The 24,473-nt window shown below is 46.0% G+C and carries 21 protein-coding genes and 1 tRNA gene; 9 read left to right on the forward strand and 13 right to left on the reverse strand.

Going from position 1 to position 24,473, the window contains the following annotated elements; genetic code table 11:
- Positions 1-27: 27 nt before the first annotated feature.
- Both IE163_RS01040 and IE163_RS01045 read right to left on the reverse strand, forming a co-directional pair.
- Positions 28-765 carry a DUF481 domain-containing protein gene (locus IE163_RS01040; RefSeq protein WP_189429272.1) on the reverse strand — a complete coding sequence of 246 codons (738 nt, stop codon included), beginning with the start codon at positions 763-765 and terminating at the stop codon, positions 28-30.
- Between the two features lie 2 nt (positions 766-767).
- Positions 768-1,592, reverse strand: a complete 825-nt coding sequence (locus IE163_RS01045; protein WP_189429273.1) for a mechanosensitive ion channel domain-containing protein — start codon at positions 1,590-1,592, stop codon at positions 768-770.
- A 206-nt stretch (positions 1,593-1,798) separates the two neighbouring features.
- Between IE163_RS01045 and IE163_RS01050 the strand changes: the two genes are divergently transcribed.
- From IE163_RS01050 to IE163_RS01060, 3 genes are all read left to right on the forward strand, one after another.
- A tRNA-His gene (locus tag IE163_RS01050) sits at positions 1,799-1,874 on the forward strand.
- A 153-nt stretch (positions 1,875-2,027) separates the two neighbouring features.
- On the forward strand, positions 2,028-2,627 hold the full coding sequence (locus IE163_RS01055; RefSeq protein WP_229833386.1) for a DUF1285 domain-containing protein: 600 nt from the start codon (positions 2,028-2,030) through the stop codon (positions 2,625-2,627).
- Positions 2,628-2,716: 89 nt separating this feature from the next.
- Positions 2,717-4,003 carry a metal-dependent hydrolase family protein gene (locus IE163_RS01060; RefSeq protein ID WP_189429274.1) on the forward strand — a complete coding sequence of 429 codons (1,287 nt, stop codon included), beginning with the start codon at positions 2,717-2,719 and terminating at the stop codon, positions 4,001-4,003.
- Between the two features lie 28 nt (positions 4,004-4,031).
- Here IE163_RS01060 and IE163_RS01065 read toward each other — a convergent pair whose 3' ends face one another.
- The 4 genes from IE163_RS01065 to IE163_RS01080 all read right to left on the reverse strand — a co-directional run bounded on the left by IE163_RS01065 (position 4,032) and on the right by IE163_RS01080 (position 6,969).
- Entirely contained in the window at positions 4,032-4,508 is a 477-nt protein-coding gene (locus IE163_RS01065; protein WP_229833387.1) for a DUF2489 domain-containing protein, read from the reverse strand.
- Between the two features lie 2 nt (positions 4,509-4,510).
- A complete protein-coding gene (gene yihI / locus IE163_RS01070; protein WP_189429275.1) occupies positions 4,511-5,098 on the reverse strand; it encodes a Der GTPase-activating protein YihI in 588 nt (195 codons plus the stop codon).
- A 35-nt stretch (positions 5,099-5,133) separates the two neighbouring features.
- Positions 5,134-5,781: a class I SAM-dependent methyltransferase gene (locus IE163_RS01075; RefSeq protein WP_189429276.1), complete on the reverse strand. Its 648-nt coding sequence runs from the start codon at positions 5,779-5,781 to the stop codon at positions 5,134-5,136.
- 561 nt (positions 5,782-6,342) lie between these two features.
- On the reverse strand, positions 6,343-6,969 hold the full coding sequence (locus tag IE163_RS01080) for a c-type cytochrome (RefSeq protein WP_189429277.1): 627 nt from the start codon (positions 6,967-6,969) through the stop codon (positions 6,343-6,345).
- Positions 6,970-7,161: 192 nt separating this feature from the next.
- Between IE163_RS01080 and yihA the strand changes: the two genes are divergently transcribed.
- Positions 7,162-7,776 carry a ribosome biogenesis GTP-binding protein YihA/YsxC gene (gene yihA, locus IE163_RS01085; RefSeq protein WP_189429278.1) on the forward strand — a complete coding sequence of 205 codons (615 nt, stop codon included), beginning with the start codon at positions 7,162-7,164 and terminating at the stop codon, positions 7,774-7,776.
- Positions 7,777-8,256: 480 nt separating this feature from the next.
- Here the strand turns inward: yihA and polA are convergent, their stop codons facing one another.
- Positions 8,257-11,040, reverse strand: coding sequence for a DNA polymerase I (gene polA / locus IE163_RS01090; protein WP_189429279.1), 2,784 nt, complete (start codon positions 11,038-11,040; stop codon positions 8,257-8,259).
- Positions 11,041-11,606: 566 nt separating this feature from the next.
- Between polA and IE163_RS01095 the strand changes: the two genes are divergently transcribed.
- Entirely contained in the window at positions 11,607-12,002 is a 396-nt protein-coding gene (locus tag IE163_RS01095; RefSeq protein ID WP_189429280.1) for a c-type cytochrome, read from the forward strand.
- Between the two features lie 191 nt (positions 12,003-12,193).
- Positions 12,194-14,056 carry a diguanylate cyclase domain-containing protein gene (locus IE163_RS01100; RefSeq protein ID WP_189429281.1) on the forward strand — a complete coding sequence of 621 codons (1,863 nt, stop codon included), beginning with the start codon at positions 12,194-12,196 and terminating at the stop codon, positions 14,054-14,056.
- 16 nt (positions 14,057-14,072) lie between these two features.
- On the opposite strand, the gene rep is transcribed toward IE163_RS01100, so the two are convergent.
- Entirely contained in the window at positions 14,073-16,088 is a 2,016-nt protein-coding gene (gene rep, locus IE163_RS01105; protein ID WP_189429282.1) for a DNA helicase Rep, read from the reverse strand.
- A 172-nt stretch (positions 16,089-16,260) separates the two neighbouring features.
- Between rep and ubiK the strand changes: the two genes are divergently transcribed.
- Positions 16,261-16,566: a ubiquinone biosynthesis accessory factor UbiK gene (gene ubiK, locus IE163_RS01110; RefSeq protein ID WP_189429283.1), complete on the forward strand. Its 306-nt coding sequence runs from the start codon at positions 16,261-16,263 to the stop codon at positions 16,564-16,566.
- A 96-nt stretch (positions 16,567-16,662) separates the two neighbouring features.
- On the opposite strand, the gene IE163_RS01115 is transcribed toward ubiK, so the two are convergent.
- From IE163_RS01115 to IE163_RS01135, 5 genes are all read right to left on the reverse strand, one after another.
- Positions 16,663-17,598 carry an SPFH domain-containing protein gene (locus IE163_RS01115; protein WP_189429284.1) on the reverse strand — a complete coding sequence of 312 codons (936 nt, stop codon included), beginning with the start codon at positions 17,596-17,598 and terminating at the stop codon, positions 16,663-16,665.
- A 21-nt stretch (positions 17,599-17,619) separates the two neighbouring features.
- Complete coding sequence (locus IE163_RS01120; RefSeq protein WP_189429285.1) at positions 17,620-18,069, reverse strand: NfeD family protein; 450 nt, start codon at positions 18,067-18,069, stop codon at positions 17,620-17,622.
- A 95-nt stretch (positions 18,070-18,164) separates the two neighbouring features.
- Positions 18,165-19,223 carry a M20/M25/M40 family metallo-hydrolase gene (locus IE163_RS01125; RefSeq protein ID WP_189429286.1) on the reverse strand — a complete coding sequence of 353 codons (1,059 nt, stop codon included), beginning with the start codon at positions 19,221-19,223 and terminating at the stop codon, positions 18,165-18,167.
- A 59-nt stretch (positions 19,224-19,282) separates the two neighbouring features.
- Positions 19,283-19,630: a RidA family protein gene (locus tag IE163_RS01130; RefSeq protein WP_189429287.1), complete on the reverse strand. Its 348-nt coding sequence runs from the start codon at positions 19,628-19,630 to the stop codon at positions 19,283-19,285.
- Positions 19,631-19,792: 162 nt separating this feature from the next.
- A complete protein-coding gene (locus tag IE163_RS01135) occupies positions 19,793-20,575 on the reverse strand; it encodes a DUF2884 family protein (RefSeq protein ID WP_189429288.1) in 783 nt (260 codons plus the stop codon).
- Between the two features lie 361 nt (positions 20,576-20,936).
- Here IE163_RS01135 and IE163_RS01140 point away from each other — a divergent pair, with 361 nt between their 5' ends.
- Positions 20,937-22,751 carry an assimilatory sulfite reductase (NADPH) flavoprotein subunit gene (locus tag IE163_RS01140; RefSeq protein ID WP_189429289.1) on the forward strand — a complete coding sequence of 605 codons (1,815 nt, stop codon included), beginning with the start codon at positions 20,937-20,939 and terminating at the stop codon, positions 22,749-22,751.
- Positions 22,751-24,469: an assimilatory sulfite reductase (NADPH) hemoprotein subunit gene (gene cysI, locus IE163_RS01145; protein ID WP_189429290.1), complete on the forward strand. Its 1,719-nt coding sequence runs from the start codon at positions 22,751-22,753 to the stop codon at positions 24,467-24,469. The genes IE163_RS01140 and cysI overlap by 1 nt, the downstream gene beginning before the upstream one ends.
- Positions 24,470-24,473: the final 4 nt, after the last annotated feature.

Below are 24,473 nucleotides of genomic sequence, written 5' to 3' on the forward strand. Positions count from 1 at the left end.
AGTTTACAAATAAAACTAAGCGTCTAGTTAGAAAGAGTACACCAACGTCAGTGATGTTTGCGTATCGGTACTCTTTTTATCTACCGGTACATCAGAGTCATTCTGTACTAAAAATGCGGCTTTCATTTGCATGGCGCCGTTAATACGGGCGCTTAATGCCGTTTCTGCAACAGTACGGGTATTGTCGTCGCTGTATTCCACACTAAAGGTTTGGGTAAAGGTGGCTGACTCGCTTAGTACCCACTTAAAAGCTGCTGCGCCACGGGCTAAGAGACCATTCTCTGTCTCGTTAGTAGAGCGTTTCGCATTGTAGTAACCCGGACCGATCTCTACATCCAGTGATTTATTTTCAAGATTTAATAACCGAGTACCATAACCCGCTGCAACGGTGGTGTATTGCGTATAGGCACCGAACTTATCATCCGTGTACGAGCCGAGGACAAACAAATTATCGAACTCTTCGGTTAACTTATAGGCGCCTTTGGCGGAAACCAAATAACGCTCTGCGGAACGTTCGCGGTTTCTATTACCATCAGCGTCTGTTTTTTCATCTTCTTTGAAAAAAGCACTGAAGATATAATGATTACTCCATTGTTCCAATTCCTGCTTAGCATCAATTTTACCGGTAATAGAGGTACCCGCTGTATTACCAGTGGTAGTAATAGCACCTAACTCGGCAGAGGTGTTCCAAACTTTTTGTTCGGTAGCCTGAGCTTGGCTAACTAAAAGCAGGCCGGCAGTGGCGGCCAGGGTGAATACTTTCATGCTTACTCCTGTGCTTCTTTCTTGATATGAACATCCATTTGCGGAAACGGAATGCCGATGCCTTGTGCGTCGAATGCCAGCTTTACCCGCTCCAGCGTATCCCAGTAAACGCCCCAGTAATCTTCAGTTTTAACCCAGGGACGTACAATAATATTCACCGATGAATCGGCGAGTTCCGATACCCGGATATTGGGGGCGGGTTCTGGCAGAACACGTTCATCACTAGTGATAATCTCTTGCAGAATGTTTTTCGCTTTAAGCAAATCTGAGTCGTAGCTAATGCCAATAACCAAGTCTACCCGGCGGGTGCTTTCTGATGAAAAGTTGGTAATGTGCCCACCAGTAATTTTGGCATTAGGCACAATAACGCGCTTATTGTCGGGCGTTTTCATCGTAGTTTGGAAAATTTCAATTTTATCTACAGTACCGGTTATGCCACCGGCATCGATAAAATCGCCCGATTTAAACGGCCGAAACAGAATAATCAGCACGCCAGAAGCAAAATTTGCCAGTGACCCCTGCAGTGCTAATCCAACAGCCAAACCTGCAGCGCCCAAAATAGCGATAAAAGACGTTGTTTGTACACCGACTTGCGATAATGCCATCAAGGCAGTCGCAATCATTAAAATGGCATAAACAATACTACTTAAAAAAGACACCACAGCTTTATCAATATTGCGTGACAATAAGCCTCGTTCTAGCAATCCTGAAATGCCGCGGGCCATCATCCGGCCAATATAAAATATTACTATTGCCGCAATAAGCTGCAACAGAAGGCCTAGCAAAAACTCGTGATTTTGCTGGAATAACTCGGTTATTTGTTCCATTTATCACTCCTGTGAAACAGTATTTAGGTAAGACATGTTGACCAGGCCAACCCAGGTCATAACGCACCCGAAATCAGTTTGAAACGTCAGTAGGCTGGCACAGCATAGCATTTTCAGCTTTGCTGATAAATTGACAGTTTGACGCTATTGTTAAAAAAGACTTGGTTGCCAGCCAGGTTTTTGGTTAAAATAGTGTTGTCTTAGTGGTGACTGTAGCTCAGTTGGTAGAGCCCCGGATTGTGATTCCGGTTGTCGTGGGTTCGAGCCCCATCAGTCACCCCACTTCTTACCTGCTTTTACCCATTTACTCTGCCCGTTAGTGCTTACGGAAAAATCCGGCGCTATTAGAAAGCGTTTATCCTGAACTTGCTCTGAATGCACTTTGTTGGGCATTTTGGCATTTAGCCACTACGCTATAGGTTATAGACTCCCCGGATGCCAGATATTATGGACTTATCGCGCTTACAGCAGCAACTACAGCACCCTGAGCTCTCGCCTGTAGAGAGCTGGAACCCGACTTTTTGCGGTGATTTACCCGTACGCATAGATGTTGATGGTCATTGGTATTACCAAGACAGTAAAATTGAGCGCTTACCTTTGGTAAAGCTTTTTGCCAGTGTTTTGTTATGTCAGGGGCAGGAGTACTTTTTACAAACTCCGGTAGAAAAAGTACGGATCCAGGTGGCGGATGTCCCGTTCTTAATTACTCAAAGTCAGTGGCAGCAGGGCGAGGCAGGGCCAGAGCTTTGGTTAACGACAAATTTGGGCGATACGATACCCTTATCGGCGACTTATCCCTTGGTTCTGCGTCCCTTTTCCGGTCAAGTATTGCCTTATGTCCAGCTTTGGCGTGGTATACAGGCTCGCTTACATCGTAATTTGTATTATCAGCTACTTGAAGAAGCTGAATTAAAAGAAAATCAGATCCAACAAGAGGATGGATTGCCTGGCGCTATTCATCTGCGCTGCACTATACAAAGCGCCGGCCAAAGGTTTTTGTTGGCTGAAGAAAAGCTTTCTGCTTCAGATACCTGACGGCTAAATCCCACCAATTACCGCAATAGCATTGCTCTGGTCAAACTTCAGGCTCATAGTCTAAACCATGATCCCAGAGGAATATAACTATGATAAGACTCTCTACCTTGGCGCTGGCTACCTGGCTTGCGCTACCCAATGCAGCGCTGGCCAATACTATCTATATCCATGCCGGCAAATTAATTACAGCAGAACATAAACAGCCACTAACCGAGCAAACCATTATTGTGGTCGACGACAAGATTACTGAGGTGAGGGCCGGATACCTTAGCCCGGCGGCTACTGATACGCTAATAGATTTGCGTAATAACACTGTGTTGCCGGGGCTAATGGATATGCACACGCATTTCTCGACCCAAATTAGCGCCAGTTCTTATGGTGAGGCGCAGCGCTTAAATGAAGCTGATTTCGCCTTAAGAGGCGCTGTTTTTGCAGAAAAAACGCTAATGGCCGGTTTTACTACAGTGCGTGAGCTGGGTGATAGCCATCATATTAGCGTGGCGCTGCGCAAAGCTATTGCCCAAGGCTATGTAAAAGGTCCACGGATTTATGCGGCGGGTAAATCGCTGGCGACTACCGGCGGTCATGCCGATCCCACCAATGGCTTAGCCTATGCATTGCTAGGTGATCCCGGCCCGAAGCAAGGCGTTATTAATGGGGCTGATGAAGCTCGTAAAGCCGTACGGCAACGTTATAAAGAAGGCGCAGATTTAATTAAAATCACCGCCACAGGTGGAGTACTGAGTGTCGCAAAAAGCGGCATGAACCCGCAGTTTACCAGTGAGGAGCTAGAGGCTATTGTTAGCACTGCGCGTGACTACGGCTTTAAGGTGGCTGTGCATGCCCACGGTAAAGAGGGTATGGAGCGGGCAATTAAAGCCGGTGTTGATTCAGTGGAGCATGGTACCTATATGGATAAGGAAACCATGGCGTTGATGAAAAAACACGGTACCTACTATGTACCAACAATTAGTGCCGGTAAATGGGTACAGGACAAAGCGAAAATTGATGGTTTCTTTCCTGAATTAGTACGCCCAAAGGCGGCGACTATCGGGCCTTTAATTCAGCAAACTTTTGCGCAGGCTTATCAGGCTGGGGTGAAGATTGCCTTTGGTACGGATGCCGGGGTTGGCGAGCATGGTGAGAATTGGCGCGAGTTTGTCTATATGACCGAAGCCGGAATGCCTGCGATGGCCGCCATTCAAGCTGCGACTATTGAAGGGGCGAAGTTATTGGGCGTGGAGCAAGAGCTGGGCTCAATCCGGGCTGGTAAAATCGCCGATATAATTGCAGTACCGGGCGATCCGCTGCAGGATATCCATTTAATGGGCCAAGTTAACTTTGTAATGAAAGCAGGCAAAGTATACAAACAGTGATTATGTAGCTAGGTGTTTTTAGCAGGCATTACGCCTGCTGAAAACGTTGTAATAGCTTGACGATATCGGCCTGAATCAGCTCGCGCAAATCAATTTCTGCTTGTTGTCGTACTTTATCTTGCTGGCGGGTAAGCTTTTTATCTTGTTCTTTGCGGGCCTGATGTGTCGGCATATCTTTTACTACCAGATACATTTGGTATAACCCAGGGTAGCTCTGACTAGCATCTGGTTTATTCTCTTGCGGCCAATGGTCTAACAAAACCCACAAGCGCAAGGCACCTTCTGACAGTTCACATTGCTGCTCTTGCATAGCACGACTGATAAGCACAATGCTTTCTTGCAAATAGCGTTTTTTCTCCAGCACTTTCTCTTGCTGAACCTGGTGTTCTTGTTGCTGGCGAGTATTTTGCTGTTTCAACAGCCACAACAACTTACCAGCATAAAAAGCCAGGCCAGCAATAATGGCACTACCCAGTAATAATACGAATGCCCAGAGTATGGTCACACTTAATCCTCGTCGCCCAATAAGGTTTTACGCCAATCAGTACGCTCGAAGCGGGCTAATGGATCCTCGTCCTCTTCGGTTTCAGCACTGTCGTCAGCTGTTTCGGCTTCTGTTAAACCTAATAACTCCAGCAGTTCTGTTAACCGTGCGGTTTTGCTATTAAAGTACTTAGCATCTTTACCAGTAAGGATTTCGTCGCGTTCCACCCGTTCCAGCAAGGCTTGCAGCCGAGTATCCGCTTCAATTTCGGCCAGCTCCTGTTCAGGTGTTAAGGAAACAATTTTAACCGCTTTTAACAGTGCTTTTGGCTCTTGCGACATCAATAATGGCGTATGCTGTTGTTCTGTAGCGGCATCAGCACCTAATGGAATAGGTTTTTTGCTGCCTATGCGAGGGTCTTTGTTCGCGGTATGCTGCTTATTGGCATTCACCACGTTAGCGTCTTGCATACTATTGCGGTTACCGGATTTTAAGCCCGCGCCCTTTTTCTTGGACTCATCCTTGTGCTCCCGAACTTTACGGATCTCACTGGCTGGCAGATGGCGTTGACCATTGTTGCCGGCGTTACGGGATTTTTTTTGACGCGTCATAGTAAATTTGCTACCTGTAAAAAAGGGCGCACATTTTAACCAGCTTTACGGAAAATCACCACATCATTCGTCGGAAAAGCTAATTGTAAATTATAGTGCTGCGCCAGCCAGTAAAAAGTCTGCTCACTAAAGAAGCTGATATGTGTCGGATCGCGCTTATAATGCCAGCTGCTAAAGGCCGTGGCGTCCGGATAACACTTGGTCATAATTGCCAGCATACCAGCAGGCCGTAGTAATTGTAACCAAAGCTGCCATTCGGTTGCCGGGTTAACAAAGTGCTCTATGGCCTCGGTACAACTAATAAAGTCATATTGTTGTTGTAATGCCGCCGGGTTGTTGGCAAAGAAAGGATCCCAAAGCTGCATCTGGTGTCCGGCTTCAGTGAGCATCTGTGCTAACAGTGGGCCTGGACCACAGCCGAAATCTAAACCTTGCTTTGCACCCTTACCTAGCATTGCCAGCAGTGGTTTAGCTAGTTTACTGAGAAATTGCCGATATCCAGGATCCTGCAGATCATTATTATGTAGCAGGTAATGCTGTCGTTCCTGTTCTGCCGTCAATAAGTGTTGCCTGGCAACAAAAACCAGCTGGCAACGCTGGCATTGCAGATAGAGCCGTTGGGGGTCCTGGCTAAATATTTCGGTTTGGGTATTTTGGCACAGTGGGCATACAGCGTTGGGCATAGGATTTCTTACTTTTTGTACATAAAACAAAGGGCGATAAGATTACCTTATCGCCCTGTTTATTCGTGCCTAGAGGTCAACACTTCTCTCGATTTGCTTAATTCATCCTGATGCGCAGTCAACACCATGTTGCAAATTATCCGTATATTATTAAACGCTGTCCGTGCTTAGCTTTTTTTATTCGCGATCGTCCTGATACTTTAGTAATCATCCTTGTGCGCATTTCGCGCCTGACACCGTCCGGGCATCCTAAAACACAGCGCACTTAGCGTGCAGATAGCTTCCTTAACCTAATTATCCATATTGTTGTGTCGCCGAAGCGACGTCCTTAATTTACTCCGATATTTTGAGATGGCAAGTCAAAAATGCAATGAATTATGAAAGAATATTCGACTTTAGTCTAAACTTTCATAATTTTCATTGGTTTACGCTAATTATCAAGAATGAAAAAAAGTTCAATAAAAATAAGTTTGAGTCGATGTCCTACAGTGCATGTAAGACATTTCGGACAATAAAAAACCGACTATTAAGTCGGCTTTTTATTGTCGTTAACAGTGTAAATTAATGTAGGCCGCCAAGATATTGTGACAGAACCCGAATATCTTCGTCAGTAAGCTTCTTCGCAACGTCACGCATCATGCCGTTCATATCATTAGCGCGAGTACCGGCACGGAATTCTTCCAGAGTAAGCTTTACATAATCCGCGTTTTGAAAACCGATACGTGGGAAGCCTGCTAAACTGGTACCGGCACCACGTGGGCCATGACAAGCAATACAAGCTGCAATACCGCGCTCAGCATCACCACCGCGATATAATTTCTGACCTGCTTCAACCACATCTTCTGGTGTGGTACCGGCTGTAATACGTTGTGAGGCAAAATAAGCTGCCAGATCTTTCATATCTTGATCAGATAATGCTGCAACCATACCGTACATTATCGCGTTGGCACGGCCTTGTTGACCGCCAGTCGTCATGCCTAGTTTATAATCAGTAAGTTGTTTATATAAATACTGGGCATGCTGGCCAGCCAGTTTAGGATATATTGCCAGCGGGCTGTTACCATCCGGGCCATGACAGGCAGCACAGGTTGCTGATTTTGCTTTGCCTGCTTCGGCGTCACCATCAAAAGCATTAGCTGTACCGACTAAACCGAATAACAGCGTCAGAGGTAAAATGAGTTTTTTCATGTTTGATCCGTCTCAGTCCGCATTGAAAAGCCAGTATCCTGGCAGCAATGAATTATATTTAAGGTGTTTTTGCCTATTTTACACGAAACTGCCTAAAGTAAAATCCCATCCTTTAGTCAAAAGCGTGGCAAATGCTTCTTCCGATCCTCGTGATCCGCTACAATAACACCAAATCAACTGCCGGAGCAGGCCGTGTCTTATACAAAATTTAATTATCAACAAGTCAGTTTTCTTACCAGCGCGCCGGATATTACCGCTTTACCAGCGGATACCGGTATTGAAGTCGCCTTTGCCGGTCGCTCCAATGCAGGTAAATCTAGTGCATTAAATACGCTAACCCGACAAAATAGTTTAGCGAGGATCAGTAAAACGCCTGGTCGTACTCAGCTTATTAATACTTTTACCTTGGCTGAGAATAAAAGACTGATTGATTTACCCGGCTACGGTTTTGCTAAAGTGCCACTGGCTGTAAAGGAAAAGTGGCAAAAATCTTTATCTGAATATCTTGAAAAGCGGCAAAGCTTAAAAGGTATAGTGGTATTGATGGATATTCGTCATCCGCTAAAAGATCTTGATCAACAACTTATTTTTTGGGCGGTGCAAAGTAATTTGCCAGTGCTAATTCTATTAACGAAATCCGATAAGCTGGGGCCAGGAGCGCGGAACAAAATTGTGCTTGAGGTTCGTGAAGCGGCCATGGCCTTTATGGGCGATGTACGGGTACAAGCTTTTAGCTCACTGAATAAATTTGGTTTAGCTGAATTCGAACAAGTGTTAGATGAGTGGTTTAATAGCGCAGCTGAGTAAGGTAAACCACTAAGACATGGCTAAGCATGCATTGGCCAGTACCGCAAAAAAAAACCGACCCTTAGTGGGTCGGTCATAGCAATCGGGGAGAAGCTATATAAATCAAATCAACAGGGTGTCTTATTGCTAAGACGTGGCTATTATAACAGCAAGCTTTGTTTGTTTGAAGTATTTACTCTAAAAAATATCTGAAAAGTTTCATTTGTTTGCTTTTTGTACTTCTTTATCCTCTTGCCGTGCCCCAAAATAAAAAAACGCCCCGCTGCAAGCAGCGGGGCGGCTAAATAAAGCCTACTTTCATACAATCAACGGCATATAAGCGCACTGATTTGAAAGATAGAATATCTTACCTCTGTACCCTACAACACAAATTTTAGCTATTTTCTGAGCGATTGCAAGTTTTTATGTAATAAAACTACAAAAAATCGCGAATAAGTTGCTTTTTCATCGTTTTGTGTAATTTTCTTACCGTTGTTGGCATTAATGCGCTTCATCCCAATTATTGCCGTAACCTGCTTCTGCCAGTAAGGGAACATCTAATTTAGCGGCGCTGGCCATAATATTTTTGAGTTCATGGCAAACATCCACGACATCTGTTTCGTTGACCTCAAACACCAGTTCATCGTGCACTTGCATAATCATGGCAACTTTATCACTGGCATGTTGCTCTATCCATGCTTGCACTTTAATCATCGCCAGTTTGATGATGTCGGCAGCAGTGCCTTGCATAGGGGCATTTATAGCGGCGCGCTCCGCAGCTTTTTGCCTGGCCATATTACGGGTATTGATATCCGGCAAATATAAACGGCGGCCAAATAGCGTTTCAACATAGCCTTGCTCGTGCGCTTGTTTACGGGTGCGTTCCATATAGTTCAATACGCCGGGAAAGCGTTCGAAGTACAGATCAACATAGTGTTGTGCTTCATGGCGGGCTATACCTAACTGTTTAGCCAGGCCGAAAGCTGACATGCCATAAATTAAACCAAAGTTCACGGCTTTAGCGCGCCGCCGTTGCTCACTGCTCACTTCATCTACTGTTATACCAAATACTTCTGCTGCGGTGGCTTTATGGACATCAAGACCTTTGGCAAAGGCATCCAATAGCGCTTTATCGGCAGACAAATGCGCCATAATGCGCAGCTCAATCTGCGAGTAGTCAATGGCCATTATGAGTTTTCCGGGCGGCGCGATAAAAGCCTGACGAATGCGGCGGCCTTCTTCAGTGCGGATTGGAATATTTTGCAGATTAGGCTCGGTAGAGCTTAATCGGCCTGTCGCAGCAACCGCCTGATGATAGGAGGTGTGTACCCGACCAGTGGCGGGATTAACCATTTTCGGCAGTTTATCGGTATAGGTTGAGCGTAGCTTACTTAAGCCACGATGCTCGGTAATCAGTTTGGGGAATTCGTATTCCAGGGCCAATTCTGCCAGTACTTCTTCAGCTGTAGAGGGAGTGCCGCTAGGGGTTTTTTTCAATACCGGTAATTTCATTTGTTCAAACAGGATTTCTTGCAGCTGTTTGGGTGAGGCTAGATTAAATTCTTTACCTGCCGCTGCATAAGCCGCTTGCTCTAGTTCTTTAATGCGTAGACTTAGTTGCTCGCTTTGCTTTGCCAGTAAGTTACAGTTTATCAGCACGCCATGACGCTCAATGGTTGATAAGATGTTGACCAGTGGCAACTCGATATCGGTTAAGACTTTAGCTAAAACGCCGGTCTGTGTTAGTTGTGGCCAGAGTGTTTGGTGCAAACGTAAGGTGACATCCGCATCTTCAGCAGCATATTCAGCAGCCTTTTCTAACTCGATCTGGTTGAAGGTAAGTTGCTTAGCACCTTTACCGGCAAGTTCTTCAAAGCTAATAGTACTGTGTCCGAGATATTTTAATGCCAGGCTATCCATATCATGGCGGCCTGCAGTAGAGTTTAGTACGTACGACTCCAACATGGTATCAAAACGTACCCCCTGTAGATTAATCTGATAACGAGCCAAAACACTTTGATCGTATTTCATGTTTTGGCCAACTTTGGCTTTATTTGGATTTTCTAGCCAAGGCTTTAACTGCGTTAATACTTCAGTGCGCTCTAGTTGTTGAGGTGCTCCCAGATAATCATGCGCGACGGGTAAGTACCAAGCTTTGCCCGCTTCAATTGCGAAGGACAAACCCACTAATTCAGCTTGCATATAATCCAGGCTGGTTGTCTCGGTATCAAAAGCGGTGAGCTCTGCCTGGTCTAATTGCTGTAATAACGCCTGAAAATCTGTTTCGTTCAGCACGGTTTGATACTGACTACGATCGAGAACTTGCCGTACCTCATCCGTTGATGCCTCGGTCTCTGCAGTTTCACTGCTCGCTGCTGGTGTTGCTGTGGCCGGGTTGGGTTCTGCACTTAGCACTTCCGCTAGCCAGCGTTTAAATTCACATTCACGATATAGCTCGGCGAGTAATTGGCGATCTACCTCTTTAATATTTAAATCATCCAACTGATAAGGTAAAGCGACGTCACACTTGATGGTTGCCAGTTGATAGGACAGGATCAACTGTTCTTTATGTTCCGCTAATTTGGCAGGCATGGTTTTGGCGCCGCGAAAGCTCAGTGTGGCAACCTGGTCTAGTTGTTGGTAAATCTGTTCTATGGAGCCTAAGCCTTGCAATAAGGCTGCTGCGGTTTTTTCACCCACACCTGGTAAGCCGGGAATGTTATCAACTTTGTCACCCATCAGTGCCAGGTAATCGACAATAAGCTCTGGTGCCACCCCAAATTTCTCTTCCACCGATGTGGGATCCAACAGGGTATTGGTCATGGTGTTAATTAGAGTGACATGTTGATCAACCAACTGTGCCATATCTTTATCGCCGGTCGAAATCAGGGTGTGTCTGCCGGCAGCGCTAGCTTGACGGGCTAAGGTGCCAATTACGTCGTCGGCTTCTACTCCACTGATACAAAGTAAGGGCAAGCCCATTGCCTGAATGATTTTATGTAAAGGTTCAATTTGGCTGCGCAGGTCATCGGGCATTGGAGGTCGATGCGCTTTGTATTCGCTGTACATCTCATTGCGAAAAGTCGGTCCTTTGGCGTCGAACACTACAGCCATTTGCGTTGGCTTATATTGTTTCAACAGGCTCTTTAGCATGTTTACTACACCGTAAATCGCTCCTGTAGCCTCGCCTTTAGAGTTGGTCAAATGCGGTGGCGAATGATAAGCGCGGAATAAATACGAGGAGCCGTCAACCAGAATTAACGGATTTGTTGGGATGTAAACCATGATTTTTTTTCCTACAGGGCTTTACCTATTAGCATGCCATAGCTAGCTAGTTACAGCTAGCTGAACAAGGTTTTAAAACCTAAGATTAAATGGGAGCAAGCTGTGGATAACTTTGTGTAAAAGTAATAACTAAGTGCTACTCAATGTTGCATTGAATAGGGGGTGTGATTTTTTAAGTTGTTGTTTTCTAATAACTAACAGGGGAAACAGCAAGTGCCCTTATTCTTATTTTTTAGCATTGCGTAATGTGGAAAACGCTTTACTGGTCCGCTAGATTTTGTTCCGAAAAACACCGAGCATTATCTGGCAGGTCGAACAGACTACCACAATTAGAGCATTTTCCCAGAGCAAAATTTAAAAAATTTCGCTTTAAAAAAGAGGTAAGTCTGCAGTATTTGGCATATAGCAGAACTGGCAAGTGCTGGCGGGGATCGGTTTGCTAGCGCTGGACTTTTAGGGGCGGCCAAATTGCTGCTGTAACAATAACCAATGGATCTTCCGTTTCTGTCCAGATGCAGGCTATAATGCCGTAATATCAGTATGGCTTTCAGTATGGGATCGATAATATGAAGAAATTGACACTTGCAGTGGCACTGCTACTGACCACCATCGGCGTTAATGCCAGTGCTGACAAAGATACTGACGCTATCGCCAAACGTATCGCGCCAGTGGGTCAAGTTTATTTGGCAGGGGCCGCGCCAGCCGCTGCAGCCCAGGACAGTGGCCCACGTAGTGGTGAGCAAGTGTATCAGTCTGCTTGTTTCGCTTGCCATGGCACAGGAGCCTTAGATGCGCCTAAACCACAATCTGCTGAGTGGAAACCGCGACTAGAGCAAGGTTTTGACGTATTGTTGCGTCACTCGATTGATGGTATTCGCAATATGCCTGCTATGGGCACCTGTGCTAACTGTTCTGAAGATGAGATTGCCGCAGCTATTCGCTTTATGACTGACGGCGTGTAACATTTGTATTTTAATTAAACACCGCGCTTGTCGCGGTGTTTTTATTTTAGCAACAATGTTGGTATTAGCATTTCCTGCCATTTAATTTAATGTTTTTTCTGTTAGCCCTTCCATGTGCCTAAACTTTATGCATAATAGTTCTTTTGAACTATTGCTCAGACCAGTGTTTTTTTCGCAACGGAATAGCGTGATTGAATAATCAACAAACACTCCAGCACCAATTAAAGCAAGCCGGTAGCAAAATAAGACGTTTGCTATTACTGCTGCATCGCTATAAAGAAGCCTATACCATCCAGGGGGCTTTGCTACAGCTGTCTGAACTGGCTAGCCACATCAGCGATATGGCTGATTTTTATCCCGCCATTCATAAAATGGTCTCTGAACAATTACATGCAGAGAATTTTTATGTGGTTCTATATGACAGCGTGACAGAAGATTACCGCTTGCAGTATTTTTCAGATGAAAAAGACCAACAGTTAATCGCCTCTGTTCCAACCAGTGCATTCTCGCGTGGTTTAACTGGTTATGTTGCTCGTCAGCAAAAGCCCTTGTTGTGCGATGAACAGCAGTTCCGGGATTTAGTTGATAGTGGCGAGATACAAGCGCAAGGCTCACCTTCAGCGCATTGGATGGGGATACCGTTATGGCGGGCTGATACAGTCATCGGCGTGATGGCTATTCAGTCTTACGATAGCCAATACCGGTATAATGAACAAGATTTGAAGTTGTTTAGTAGTATAGGTGCCCATACGGTAATTGCTTTAGATCGAGTCAGAAGCCGTGAGCTATTGGAAAGCACGGTAAAAGAACGGACGCAGCAACTACTGCAAATTAATGATTCTTTGCAAAAAGAAATCAAAGAACGTATCCATGGTGAACAACTGCAAGCGGCGCTATACAAAATTTCAGAGTTAACCGCCAGTAGTCAGGATATGCACACCTTTTACAAAGCGATACATAAGGTGTTGTGCGGTTTAATGGCTGCTGAAAACTGTTATATCGCACTACTCGATGCTGAACAAACTAAGTTGACCTTTCCTTTTTATGTTGACCAGTTTAGTCCTGCAGCTCGCGACAGACCTCTTAGCCGCGGCTTTACTGAATATGTTATTCGCTGTGCCGAAGCTCGCTTAATTAATACGGAGCAAGCTACTGTTTTGGTCGAACAAGGCGAAATCCGCCGCGGTATGAGTAGCTTAAATCAGCCGAGTCGTCATTCTAATAGTTGGCTTGGCGCACCACTTAAAATTGAGCAAAAAGTTATCGGGGTGATTGCTGTACAGTCATACGAGAGTGATTATCAGTATTCGGACCAAGAGCTCACCATTTTGCGTTTTGTATCGCAACATATTGCTGTGGCGATTCAGCGTAAACTCACCGCAGAAAAACAAAAACTGCATCAAGAGGAGCTGGAGCGCAAGGTGTTTGAAAGCACGCGTGAGCTACGGCAAACCAATTTGTTTTTGCGTTTGCAGGTAGAGGAACGTAAGAAAGCTGAGCAAAAGCTATTTTACGATGCTAACCACGATGTGCTAACCGGTTTGGCGAACCGACAGATGTTTCTGCAACAACTCAAACAGCAATTTGCCTTGAATAAACGGCAGCCACAAACGGGTATGGCGTTATTATTCCTCGATTTGGATCGCTTTAAGCTGATAAATGACACCCTGGGCCATCATGTAGGTGATGCCTTTTTGGTAGAAAGTAGCAAGCGCTTGCAGAGTGCCGTACGTGAGCATGATTTAGCTGCCCGGTTCGGAGGGGATGAGTTTGTTGTTATGTTGCTTAATTTGCAAGTTGAGCAAGATGCTGAAGAAATTGCCCAGCGTATCATTGAGAAATTTCGGCAGCCGTACCACTTGGAGAACAATATGGTGCAGGCTGGCGTCAGCATCGGTATAGCTCCTTATCTTCCGGATTACCATCACGCCGATGCGATGCTGCGTGATGCGGATGCGGCAATGTACCACGCTAAAGCTTTGGGAAGGGGCCGTTATGCGGTATTCCAGCCAGGTATGCGCGCTCAGATGTTAAAAGCCTTAAATGGCGGCTAGTTATGCTCTGCTGCCTTTAGTTTTTATTCAACATTTGCCGCAAACGGGCAATATTAGCCAGGCCCGTTTGTTGGCGCTGCTCTTCGGTTTTTGGCTGATTCGGCTTTTGCCACTCTAAATCATCCTGCGGTAATTCAGTCAGAAAGCGGCTCGGTTCGGGCCGAATCGTTTCACCATACTGGCGTCTTTCTCTGGCATAGGTAAAGATGAGTTCGCGTTGTGCCCGGGTAATGCCCACGTAAGCTAGGCGCCGTTCCTCTTCAACATTATCTTCATCAATGCTGCTTTGATGCGGCAAGATCCCTTCTTCCATGCCCACCATAAACACAAAGGGAAACTCCAGACCTTTAGAGGCATGCAAGGTCAGTAGCTGCACCTGATCGGCGTTATCTTCCTGCTCTTGCCGTTCTAACATATCCCGCAAGCATAACTTACTGACCACCTCTGTTAATGGCAGCGCTGGCTCGTCATCTTTACCTTCCAGCATTTCCGTGATCCAGCGATATAATTCATTGACGTTTTTCAGTGCCATTTCGGCGGCTTTGGGGCTGGGACTGGTTTCAAATAACCAGGCTTCGTAATGGCTTTGCCGGATTAAATCGCGAATAGCCTCTGCCGGTTCAGCCCGCTGTGCGTTATCGGCCAGTTGTGCAATCCACTGTGCAAATTGCTGTACCGCTTGTAAGCCTCGGGCTGGCAAATGCTTAGCCAGCTCTGGATGGCAGCAGGCAGCAAATAGGCTGATATGCAACTGATTGGCCAGGTTACCGACTTTTTCCAGGGTGGCATGGCCAATCTCACGCCGTGGCACATTGATAATACGTAGTAGGGCATTGTCATCATCCTGATTTACCAATAAGCGTAAATAGGCCATGATATCTTTGATTTCACTGCGGGAGAAAAACGAGGTACCGCCTGAGATCCGATAAGGAATTCGGTTGGTCATCAGTGATTTTTCAAATACCCGGGATTGATGATTGCCGCGGTACAAAATGGCATAGTCGCGGTAATGGCTGCGATTGGTAAAACGATGCGAGATAATTTCGGCAACAACTTTTTCGGCTTCGTCCTCTTCATGTTTACAGGGCAAAACTTTAAGGGGTACGCCATAGCCATTGACACTAAAAAGCTTTTTTTCAAACTCGTGTGGGTTATTGGCGATTAAAATATTAGCGGCTTTGAGGATCCGCTCGGCCGAGCGATAGTTCTGCTCCAGCTTTATCACGTTAAGTTCTGGGAAGTCTTTTTTCAACAACACCAGATTCTGCGGTCGGGCGCCGCGCCAGGAATAGATAGATTGATCATCATCTCCCACCACGGTAAAGCGGCGGCGTTCCCCTACCAGCCATTTTACCAGCTCGTATTGGCTGGTATTGGTATCCTGATATTCATCAACCAGCAGATAACGGACTTTTTGTTGCCAGCGCTCACGTGTCTCGCTGTGATGTTGAAACAGTAAGGTTGGTAACATAATTAAATCGTCAAAATCAAAGGCGTTGCAGGCTTTTAGCATATTACTGTATTGCTGGTAGTAATTCGCCAAGCTAATGCTATCGGCATCCTGGGCTTGCTGCAGTGCTAGAGCAGGTAGCGTCAAATCATTTTTCCAACTAGAGATTTTACTTTGCAGCGCTTTAAGCAGATCTTTATCGCCGTTATAGTCATTTTCCGTCAGTTGCTTTAACAAGCCGAAGCTATCTTGATCATCAAACAAGCTAAAATTAGCTTTATAACCCAGCTGACGGTATTCCTTTTTTAAAATATCTAGCCCCAGCGTATGGAAGGTCGAGATTGTCAGGCCACGGGTAGCTGTTTTAGGTAGCTGAGCGTTAATACGTTCGCGCATTTCCCGGGCGGCTTTATTGGTGAAGGTAACCGCAGCAATATGCCGTGCTGGCATTTCACATTGCTGAATAAGATAAGCAATTTTATTGATAATCACCCGGGTTTTGCCGCTACCGGCACCTGCCAGCACCAAACAGGGCCCTGAGATAAACTTTACTGCCGCATCTTGCTGTGGATTTAACTTCATTAACGTACCTTTTGGGCGTATTGACGATTACTGAGAGTTTTCGCCGCTGGGTTGCTGGTATTGTAACGAAATTTAGCGCTAAATAGCATTCGCGATTGTGGTTTTGGCGGTAGAATAGCGGTAAAGATTGAGTTAAAGCCCGCATAGCCTTCATGCGATAAAGGAGAGTAAGATGATCGATCCGAAAAAAATTGAAGAGATTGCCAAGCAAATTGGTAACGCCATTCCGCCACAGGTAAGACAATTTGCCGATGACGTGGAAGCCAAAGTAAAACAGGTATTGCAGGCCAAACTTGCTGATTTAGACTTTGTCAGCCGTGAGGAGTTTGATGTGCAGCGCCAGGTATTGTTGCGGACTCGCGAAAAAGTGGAGCAGATGGAACAGCAATTGGCTGTGCTGTTGGCAGAAAAGAACACTGCGAGCGAGAAGATTCAGCAATTTGATACAGCAGAGTTGCCTTCGTCTGATCAAAAATAAGTTCGGTTAATCTTAGATCGGGTTGACCGTGGTTTTTTCGATAACTAACGCCAGCAAGATGCTGGCGTTAGTTAACAAACACGTAGAAAACAGGGGCTATTTCCTCGGCTGAGCGACTTTTAAGATCTCGGTGAGTCCTGCTACGGCCCCCCCGATATTGGCCAGTTCGGCTGGGACTATCATGGTATTGTTGGTTTTCGCCAGGTTACCAAACTCTTTAACATATTGTTCGGCAACGCGAAGACTCACGGCTTCCTGTCCGCCCGGATGATTAATGGCTTCGGCAATTTGCCGGATACCTTCTGCGGTGGCAATGGCAATCAGCTCGATTTCGCGGGCGCGACCTTCGGCTTCGTTAATTTGCCGCATCTTGTCACCTTCTGACAGGTTAATCACTTCCTGTTTTTGACCTTCAGAAACGTTAATCATGGCCTGGCGTTCACCTTCTGATTTAGCAATGGCAGCACGACGTTCACGCTCGGCACGCATTTGCTGCTCTAGTGCATCTTTTATACTCAGTGGTAACTCAATATCGGCTATTTCATAGCGCAGAACCTTGACGCCCCAGGGAGCCGCGGCTTCATCTAACGCTTTCACCACTTCTTCATTAATTTTGGCGCGTTCTTCAAAGGTTTTGTCTAAATCTGTTTGCCCTATTACCGAGCGCATGGTGGTTTGCGCAAGCTGGGCAGCCGCATAGCGATAATTGTTAATGCCATAACTGGCTTTGTGTGGATCAATCACCTGAATATACAAAATACCGTCGATACCGACCTGAATGTTGTCTTTGGTAACGCAGGTTTGGCGTTGTACATCAATGACCTCTTCTTTTAAAGTATGGATATAAGCCACTTTGTCGACAAAGGGGATAAGAATATGAAAGCCAGAATCCAGGGTCCGTGAATATTTACCTAAACGCTCAACAACATAGTTACTTCGTTGTGGCACCACACGGGCAGATTTAAAAATAATGATTACGACGGCTAAGGCGAAGCCGAGCGTTAATACGGTTTGAATATCCAATTGTTCCATCTTTAGTCCCTCTGTTGTTGGTTATTGTGGATGCTTTTCCCGGGCAACCTGTAAGTGGATACCCTGATTAGCAGTAACCCAGGCGAGTTCGCCCGCTTTTAACTCATCGGTAGAATGCGCATCCCATTGCACACCATTCAAAAGCACACGGCCCTGACCTTGTTGAAAGTCGACCAAGACCGTAACGCGATCGCCAATATCCTGACTTAGTGTACTGGGCTGTTCATTCGTGTCTGCAGTATAGCCAACGAACCAACGTTTAAAACGCCCACGGGCAGTAAATAGCAGCAGTAAGCTGACCAGGCCAAAGATAGTGTACTGGGCACTGGCGGACTCAATAAGTCCGAAATGTAATAGGATACCGACCACAATGGCACCTACTCCCAGAAAGACGGCCACTATACTGGTGGCCAGCAGTTCAGTAAGGATAAGTACCACACCAATAATGATCCAAATCATTGCTGTGCTCAAAATCACCTCCGTAAACATCATTCTTTGAAAGTAGTTTAGCGTTAAACAACAGCTTTGCTAACCATTAATTTACAAAAAGTGTAAGCAAGTATAGTTTAGTTCGCTGTTAGCTGTTGGTCTAATATCTGTAAAAAACTTAAAACCGTTTCAACTACTTGGTGATAAAACTCAACGTCGACTTTATCGGCGGTATCGTTCGGCGTATGGTAGTCGGCATGATCAGCTACTCCGAAGTAAATAAAAGGTACGCCTTGCTGATGAAATACGCCATGGTCTGAACTCAGTGTCCAATCCTGAGTATTGCCGGCTAAATACCAAGGACGATCGTGAGCGGGGATAAGCTTTACCGCGCTTTGGGGCTGTAGCTGATCGATTAGGGGAAGTAACCAGGGGTGATGGTAAGTGCCAACAGCGAACAACAGCTGATGGGTATCACGGCTTAACATATCAATATTAATATTAAAGCTAAGTTGTTCTGGTTGTAATAAACCGGTGCGAAATAGCGCAACAGCACCTTGCAAACCTTTTTCTTCACTATCCAAAGCGATAAATAGCACCGGATGCTGTAGAGGCTTCGCTTTGAGATACCGCGCCAGTTCTAACATAGCGGCTACACCAGAGGCATTATCATCGGCACCATAGAAAATGCTATCGCCATGCATGCCTAAGTGATCATAGTGTGCGGTAATTACCAAGGGTTTCAAGTCTGGTGTTGTACCAGGTAATAAGCCCAGTACATTAGCGGCATTTTCGACGCCTGGAATAGTGGCATTTTTGCCTCTAAGCCAGCGGCCTAATGAAAAATGCTCAGTGACGCTGTAAGGATGTAAAAAGCCTGCTGTGCCCGCTGGTTCCAGGCCAATAGCGGCAAATTGTTCGGCTATCCATTCTCTGGCTGCAATACCGCCGGGCGTACCTGGTGCACGGCCCTGGCGTTCAGCATCAGCCAGCCAGCGTAAATCTGCCATCATCTGTTCACTGTTAATGCGGTTTAAGGTTGCTGGCGCCACGCTATTTGGTGTGATTAAACGGATACGCTCAGCTTCCAGCTCAGTGAGCTGAGCTAGCCAGAATGGTTTTAGCATGCTGTATGCAAGCGCGATTAAAATAAGCAATAAAGCGGGTATTACAAAGCGTTTTTTCTTTAATAACATAACAACTTCCTTTCAACGTCTCGCTTTATGATAACCCGTTTTATACAGAAGTGACTAACTCATTGCGCAGCAACAATTTTAATTTCTATCTTCCAGTGGGGATCGGCCAGCTTCGCCGCAACAGTTGTCCGAGCTGGTGCTTTACCTACCGGCAGCCAGGCATCCCACACCTGATTCATAGCGGCATAATCAGCCAAATCTGCTAAAAAGATGGTGGCGTCTACCAGTTTTCCCCTGTCGCTAAAGCAACGCTCCAGTACTGCATCGACTTGTTTTAATACATTCTCAGTTTGGCTTGTAATGTCGTTGGCATCAGTGTCAGGCACCATGCCGGCGCAGAAAATCAAGCCATTAACAATGACGGCTTCTGAATAACGGCTGGTTGTATCAATCCGCTGTAAGCTCATATCTACCTCACTTTTTTAGAGTTAACCGTGCAAAGATAGCAAAGTATTGTCAAGAATATAAGAAAGGTAAAAAGGGCGTACTGTCAAATTAATCAGTACGCCAAGGTTGTGGTTGGGAGTTACAGGGTAGTGTGGCGTTGCATTATGGTGCTAAGGAGCCCGCTAGTTATTTACCAAAGTACTGTCGGCAAAGAGGTCAAACTTAGCCATAGCCGGTATCCGTTGTTGTATGCTGCTCTCTATAGCATTCAGGTTTTGCATCTCTGCACAGAGTGCTTCGCTATCTTGCTCTAACCGTTCAGCTTTGGCTTGCAGGCTTTGCTCAAGTTCGTTGCCAAAATGTTCCATTTTCTGGCCGAAGGCTTCCATACGCTGCTCAAAGTTTCCTTGACCACTCATCATAGCTTTACCCATTTGCAGCATAATATTGCCCATACTGTCCTGCACTAAGTTTTCAATTGCGCTACTGAACTCATCGTCAAACGCCTGATCTAATTTTGATAACTGGCTACCTTTTAACTCCAGCGTCTTATCATTTCGTATAATAATGCTATCGGTAGTGTCTTGAATTCTGGCGAAAACCTGTTGCATCGCCGGGTAGTCTGTTAAGGGCTTACCTGTTAGTTCGGAGACAACCTGTGAAAGCGCATCGGTTGCCAATACCATAGCCTGGCCGACAATCTCCACAGTAGAGGTGGCTTGTTGGCGCACGCCTGCTTGATATTGTCGTAGTAGTTTTTTGGTATCGGCATCGGTAGTTTGTTTTTCACCTGCTAACCAAAGCTGGCCGTTATTGTCGATGCGCCATAAATCTTGTTGGTTGCTTTGTAATGCGACAACCTGATTGTTGATAAGCAAATCATGTTCTAGCTTAAAGTTACAGCTAGAATTGGCGTTCGCTTGGCTGGCAATAAGTAAGCTGGAGGCAATAAATAATGTTTTCATTTTATGGTCCTTTACATAGTCATTACTGCTGTTTCAGTCGTCTAATTAAAGCAAAGGTGATGCCAAAGTTAAGATTTTGATTTTTAATGATTAATTATTTTGCTGTGCAGCTGTCGAGCTTGATTTTTAGCAAATATTGCTATTTTTTAGTCAATTTTTTAAAACCAGTTTGGCATTTATAAAGACTACTTACCTGGTAGCCGCATCATGCTATGACTTGGGTATTGGTCTTGGATGGGATTAATTAGGGACATAAAGAGGTTTTTAATTACTTATTGGAATAAAGAAGAGAGATCCATTCTTTTACCTACACCCATATGGATGGCTAAAATGGACGCAATATATTATCGCAGGGTATTTTATGCTTTTATCTTCACTTATTGCGCAAGCGAGTCCGTTGTCCGAGCAACAAATCTCGCAATTGCAGGGGTTAGTCAGTCAGCTTAATCCTATTCAGCAAGCCTGGGTTAGTGGTTATCTTGCTGCCAGCGCCCAGTTAGCTGGGCAAAGCGTTGCGGCTGCACCCACTGCAGTAGCCGCGCCTGCTGCCACCTTTACCATATTATTTGGCTCGCAAACGGGCAATGCCAAGCACGTGGCGCAAGATATCGGTGATGCCGCCAGTGCCAAAGGCTTTGCCGTTAAAGTGCAGGATTTAGCAGAATACAAAGCGGCTAATCTGAAAAATGAACGCTATTTGGTGATTGTTACCTCTACTTATGGTGAAGGTGAGCCGCCAGAAAATGCTATTAGCTTTTATAACTATTTGTTTAGTAAAAAAGCACCACAATTACCAGAATTACGCTATGCCGTGTTGGGCTTAGGCGATACCAGCTACGAGTTTTTCTGCAAAACGGCGCAAGATTTTGATCAGCGTTTAGCCGAATTAGGTGCAAAAGCCGTGATTGCGCGTGCCGATTTGGATGTCGATTATGCCGCCGCAGCAGCAACTTGGCAGCAAAACCTGATTACTACCCTAGAGCCCGAGTTTGCTAAAACGCCTGCGGCTTCAGCGGAAGTGATTAGCTGGCCAGGCGCTACCCAAACTGCCGCTGCGGTGAGCACCTATAGCAAACAGCAGCCATTTAGTGCGGAGCTTTATACCAACCAAAAAATCACTGGTCGAGATTCCACTAAAGATGTACGGCATATCGAAATTTCGCTAGCGGATTCAGGTTTAAGCTATCAGCCGGGTGATGCACTGGGTGTGTATTTTAGTAATGATCCAGCATTAGTACGCGAGCTGTTACTGTTAACCGGGATTGCGGCTGATACTCCGGTAGAGCTTAATGGCCAGCGGTTAACGGTGAGCCAAGCATTAACCGATGAACTGGAGTTGACCCAGTCTTATCCTGCCTTTATTGATAAATATGCCAAGGCAAGCCAAAACGCAGTATTGCTATCCTTAGTGGCAGATAAAGTGGCCTTACGCGCGTATCTGGCCGACCGGCAAATAATTGATATCGTGCGAGAGCATCCGGCATTAATAAATGCTCAGCAATTGATTGAGGCGCTGCGTAAGCAACAGCCTCGGCTGTATTCTATTGCCTCATCGCAAGCTGAGGTCGAGGAGGAAGTGCATTTAACCGTAGGCGTAGTGCGTTATGACGCCTTTGGTCAGCCGCATTTGGGTGGTGCCTCGGGCTTTTTAGCCGAGCGCTTAGCCGAAGGTGGCAGTATTAAGGTGTTTGTGGAAAGTAATAATAACTTCCGCTTACCTGAAAATGATGAAACGCCAGTGATTATGATTGGCCCAGGGACCGGTATAGCGCCGTTTCGTGCCTTTTTACAAGAGCGCGATGCCCGTGGCGCCAGCGGTAAGAACTGGCTGTTCTTTGGTAACCCGCACTTTACCCAGGATTTCCTGTATCAGGTAGAGCTACAAAATTACTTAAAACAAGGTCTGCTGACTAAGCTGGATGTGGCCTTTAGCCGTGATACCGCCGAGAAAGTGTATGTACAGCATAAGCTGCTAAAACACGCTGCGGAAGTTTGGCAATGGCTGGAGCAAGGTGCGCACCTGTATATTTGCGGTGATGGCGCCCGGATGGCTAAAGATGTGCATCAGGCATTATTAACCATTATTCAGCAGCAAGGTGGCAAAGATGAAAAAGCTGCCCAGCAGTATTTAGATCAGTTACGTATAGCCAAGCGCTATCAGAAGGATGTGTATTAATGAGCCAGTATCCAATTAATCCTGATTTTGTCGCGCAGGGCAAACTGTCGGACAACGAGCGCTTAAAAGCGGAAAGTGAGCATTTACGCGGTACTATTACTACTGATCTGAAAGATGAAATCACGGGTGGCTTCACCGGCGATAACTTTATGTTGATCCGCTTTCATGGTATGTATCAGCAAGACGATCGCGATATCCGGGCAGAACGCGCGGCGCAAAAATTAGAGCCGCTGCATAATGTGATGCTACGTGCCCGGATGCCGGGCGGTATTATTACACCGCAGCAATGGCTGGCCATTGATAAATTTGCCGGTGAGCAAACCATGTACGGCAGTATCCGTTTAACGACACGGCAAACCTTTCAATTTCATGGCGTGTTAAAGCCGAATATTAAACCCATGCACCAGTTTTTACACCAGATTGGTATCGACTCTATCGCTACCGCCGGTGATGTTAACCGTAATGTGTTGTGTACCTCTAACCCAGTCGAAAGTGCGCTGCATCAAGAAGCTTATCAATGGGCGATTAAAATCAGTGAGCATTTACTGCCAAAAACCCGCGCTTATGCCGAGATCTGGCTGGATGAAGAAAAGGTCGAAACCACTGAAACTGAGCCAGTGCTGGGTGAGCATTATTTACCGCGTAAGTTTAAAACCACGGTAGTGATCCCGCCGCACAATGATGTCGATGTCCATGCCAACGATCTAAACTTTGTCGCCATTGCCGAAAACGGCCAGCTTATTGGCTTTAACGTGTTGGTGGGCGGCGGCTTGGCGATGACCTTTGGCGATACCTCTACTTACCCGCGCCGTGCCGAAGAGCTGGGCTTTATCAGCTTGGAACACGTGTTAAAAGTGGCTGAGCATGTCGTGACGGTGCAGCGTGATTATGGTGACCGGGTAAACCGCAAAAATGCCAAAACCAAATACACCATCGATAGGATTGGCGTAGATAATTTCCGTAGCGAAGTAGAAAAACGCGTAGGCGTGGCATTTGAACCCGTACGGCCTTACCAGTTTACTACCCGTGGCGATCGTTTTGGTTGGGTAGAGGGTATTGATGGTAAGCATCACTTAACCCTATTTATTGAAAATGGCCGGGTATTAGATTTCCCAGGCAAGCCACTCAAAACCGGTTTAGCCGAAATTGCCAAAATTCATCAGGGCGATTTGCGGATGACTGCGAATCAAAACCTGATTGTGGCTGGTGTACCCACGGCACAAAAGGCGCAAATAGAACAGTTAGCGCGTCAATACGGTTTATTGGATGACACGCATAGCGAACAGCGTAAAAACTCCATGGCTTGTGTGTCTTTTCCAACCTGTCCACTGGCCATGGCCGAAGCAGAGCGTTATCTGCCCGAGCTGGTGACGAAAGTGGAAGCCTTGCTAAGCAAAAACGGCGTTGAAGACGATCATATCGTGCTGCGGGTAACGGGCTGCCCGAATGGTTGTGGTCGCGCCATGTTAGCGGAGGTGGGCTTAGTTGGGCGGGCACCAGGCAAATATAATGTGTATTTAGGCGGTAACAAAGTTGGCACCCGTATTCCTAAACTATTTTTGGACAACGTTGCTGAAGCCGAGATCCTCAGCCAGTTAGACGCGTTAATTGGCCGTTGGGCTAAAGAACGTGACACTGGCGAGTGCTTTGGTGACTTTGTGGTGCGGGTTGGCATTGTCGCTGAAGTGAAAATCTCGAAAACTGATTTTCATGCCTAAAGGG

This window comes from Alishewanella longhuensis, from assembly GCF_014653435.1.
Lineage (GTDB): Bacteria > Pseudomonadota > Gammaproteobacteria > Enterobacterales > Alteromonadaceae > Alishewanella > Alishewanella longhuensis.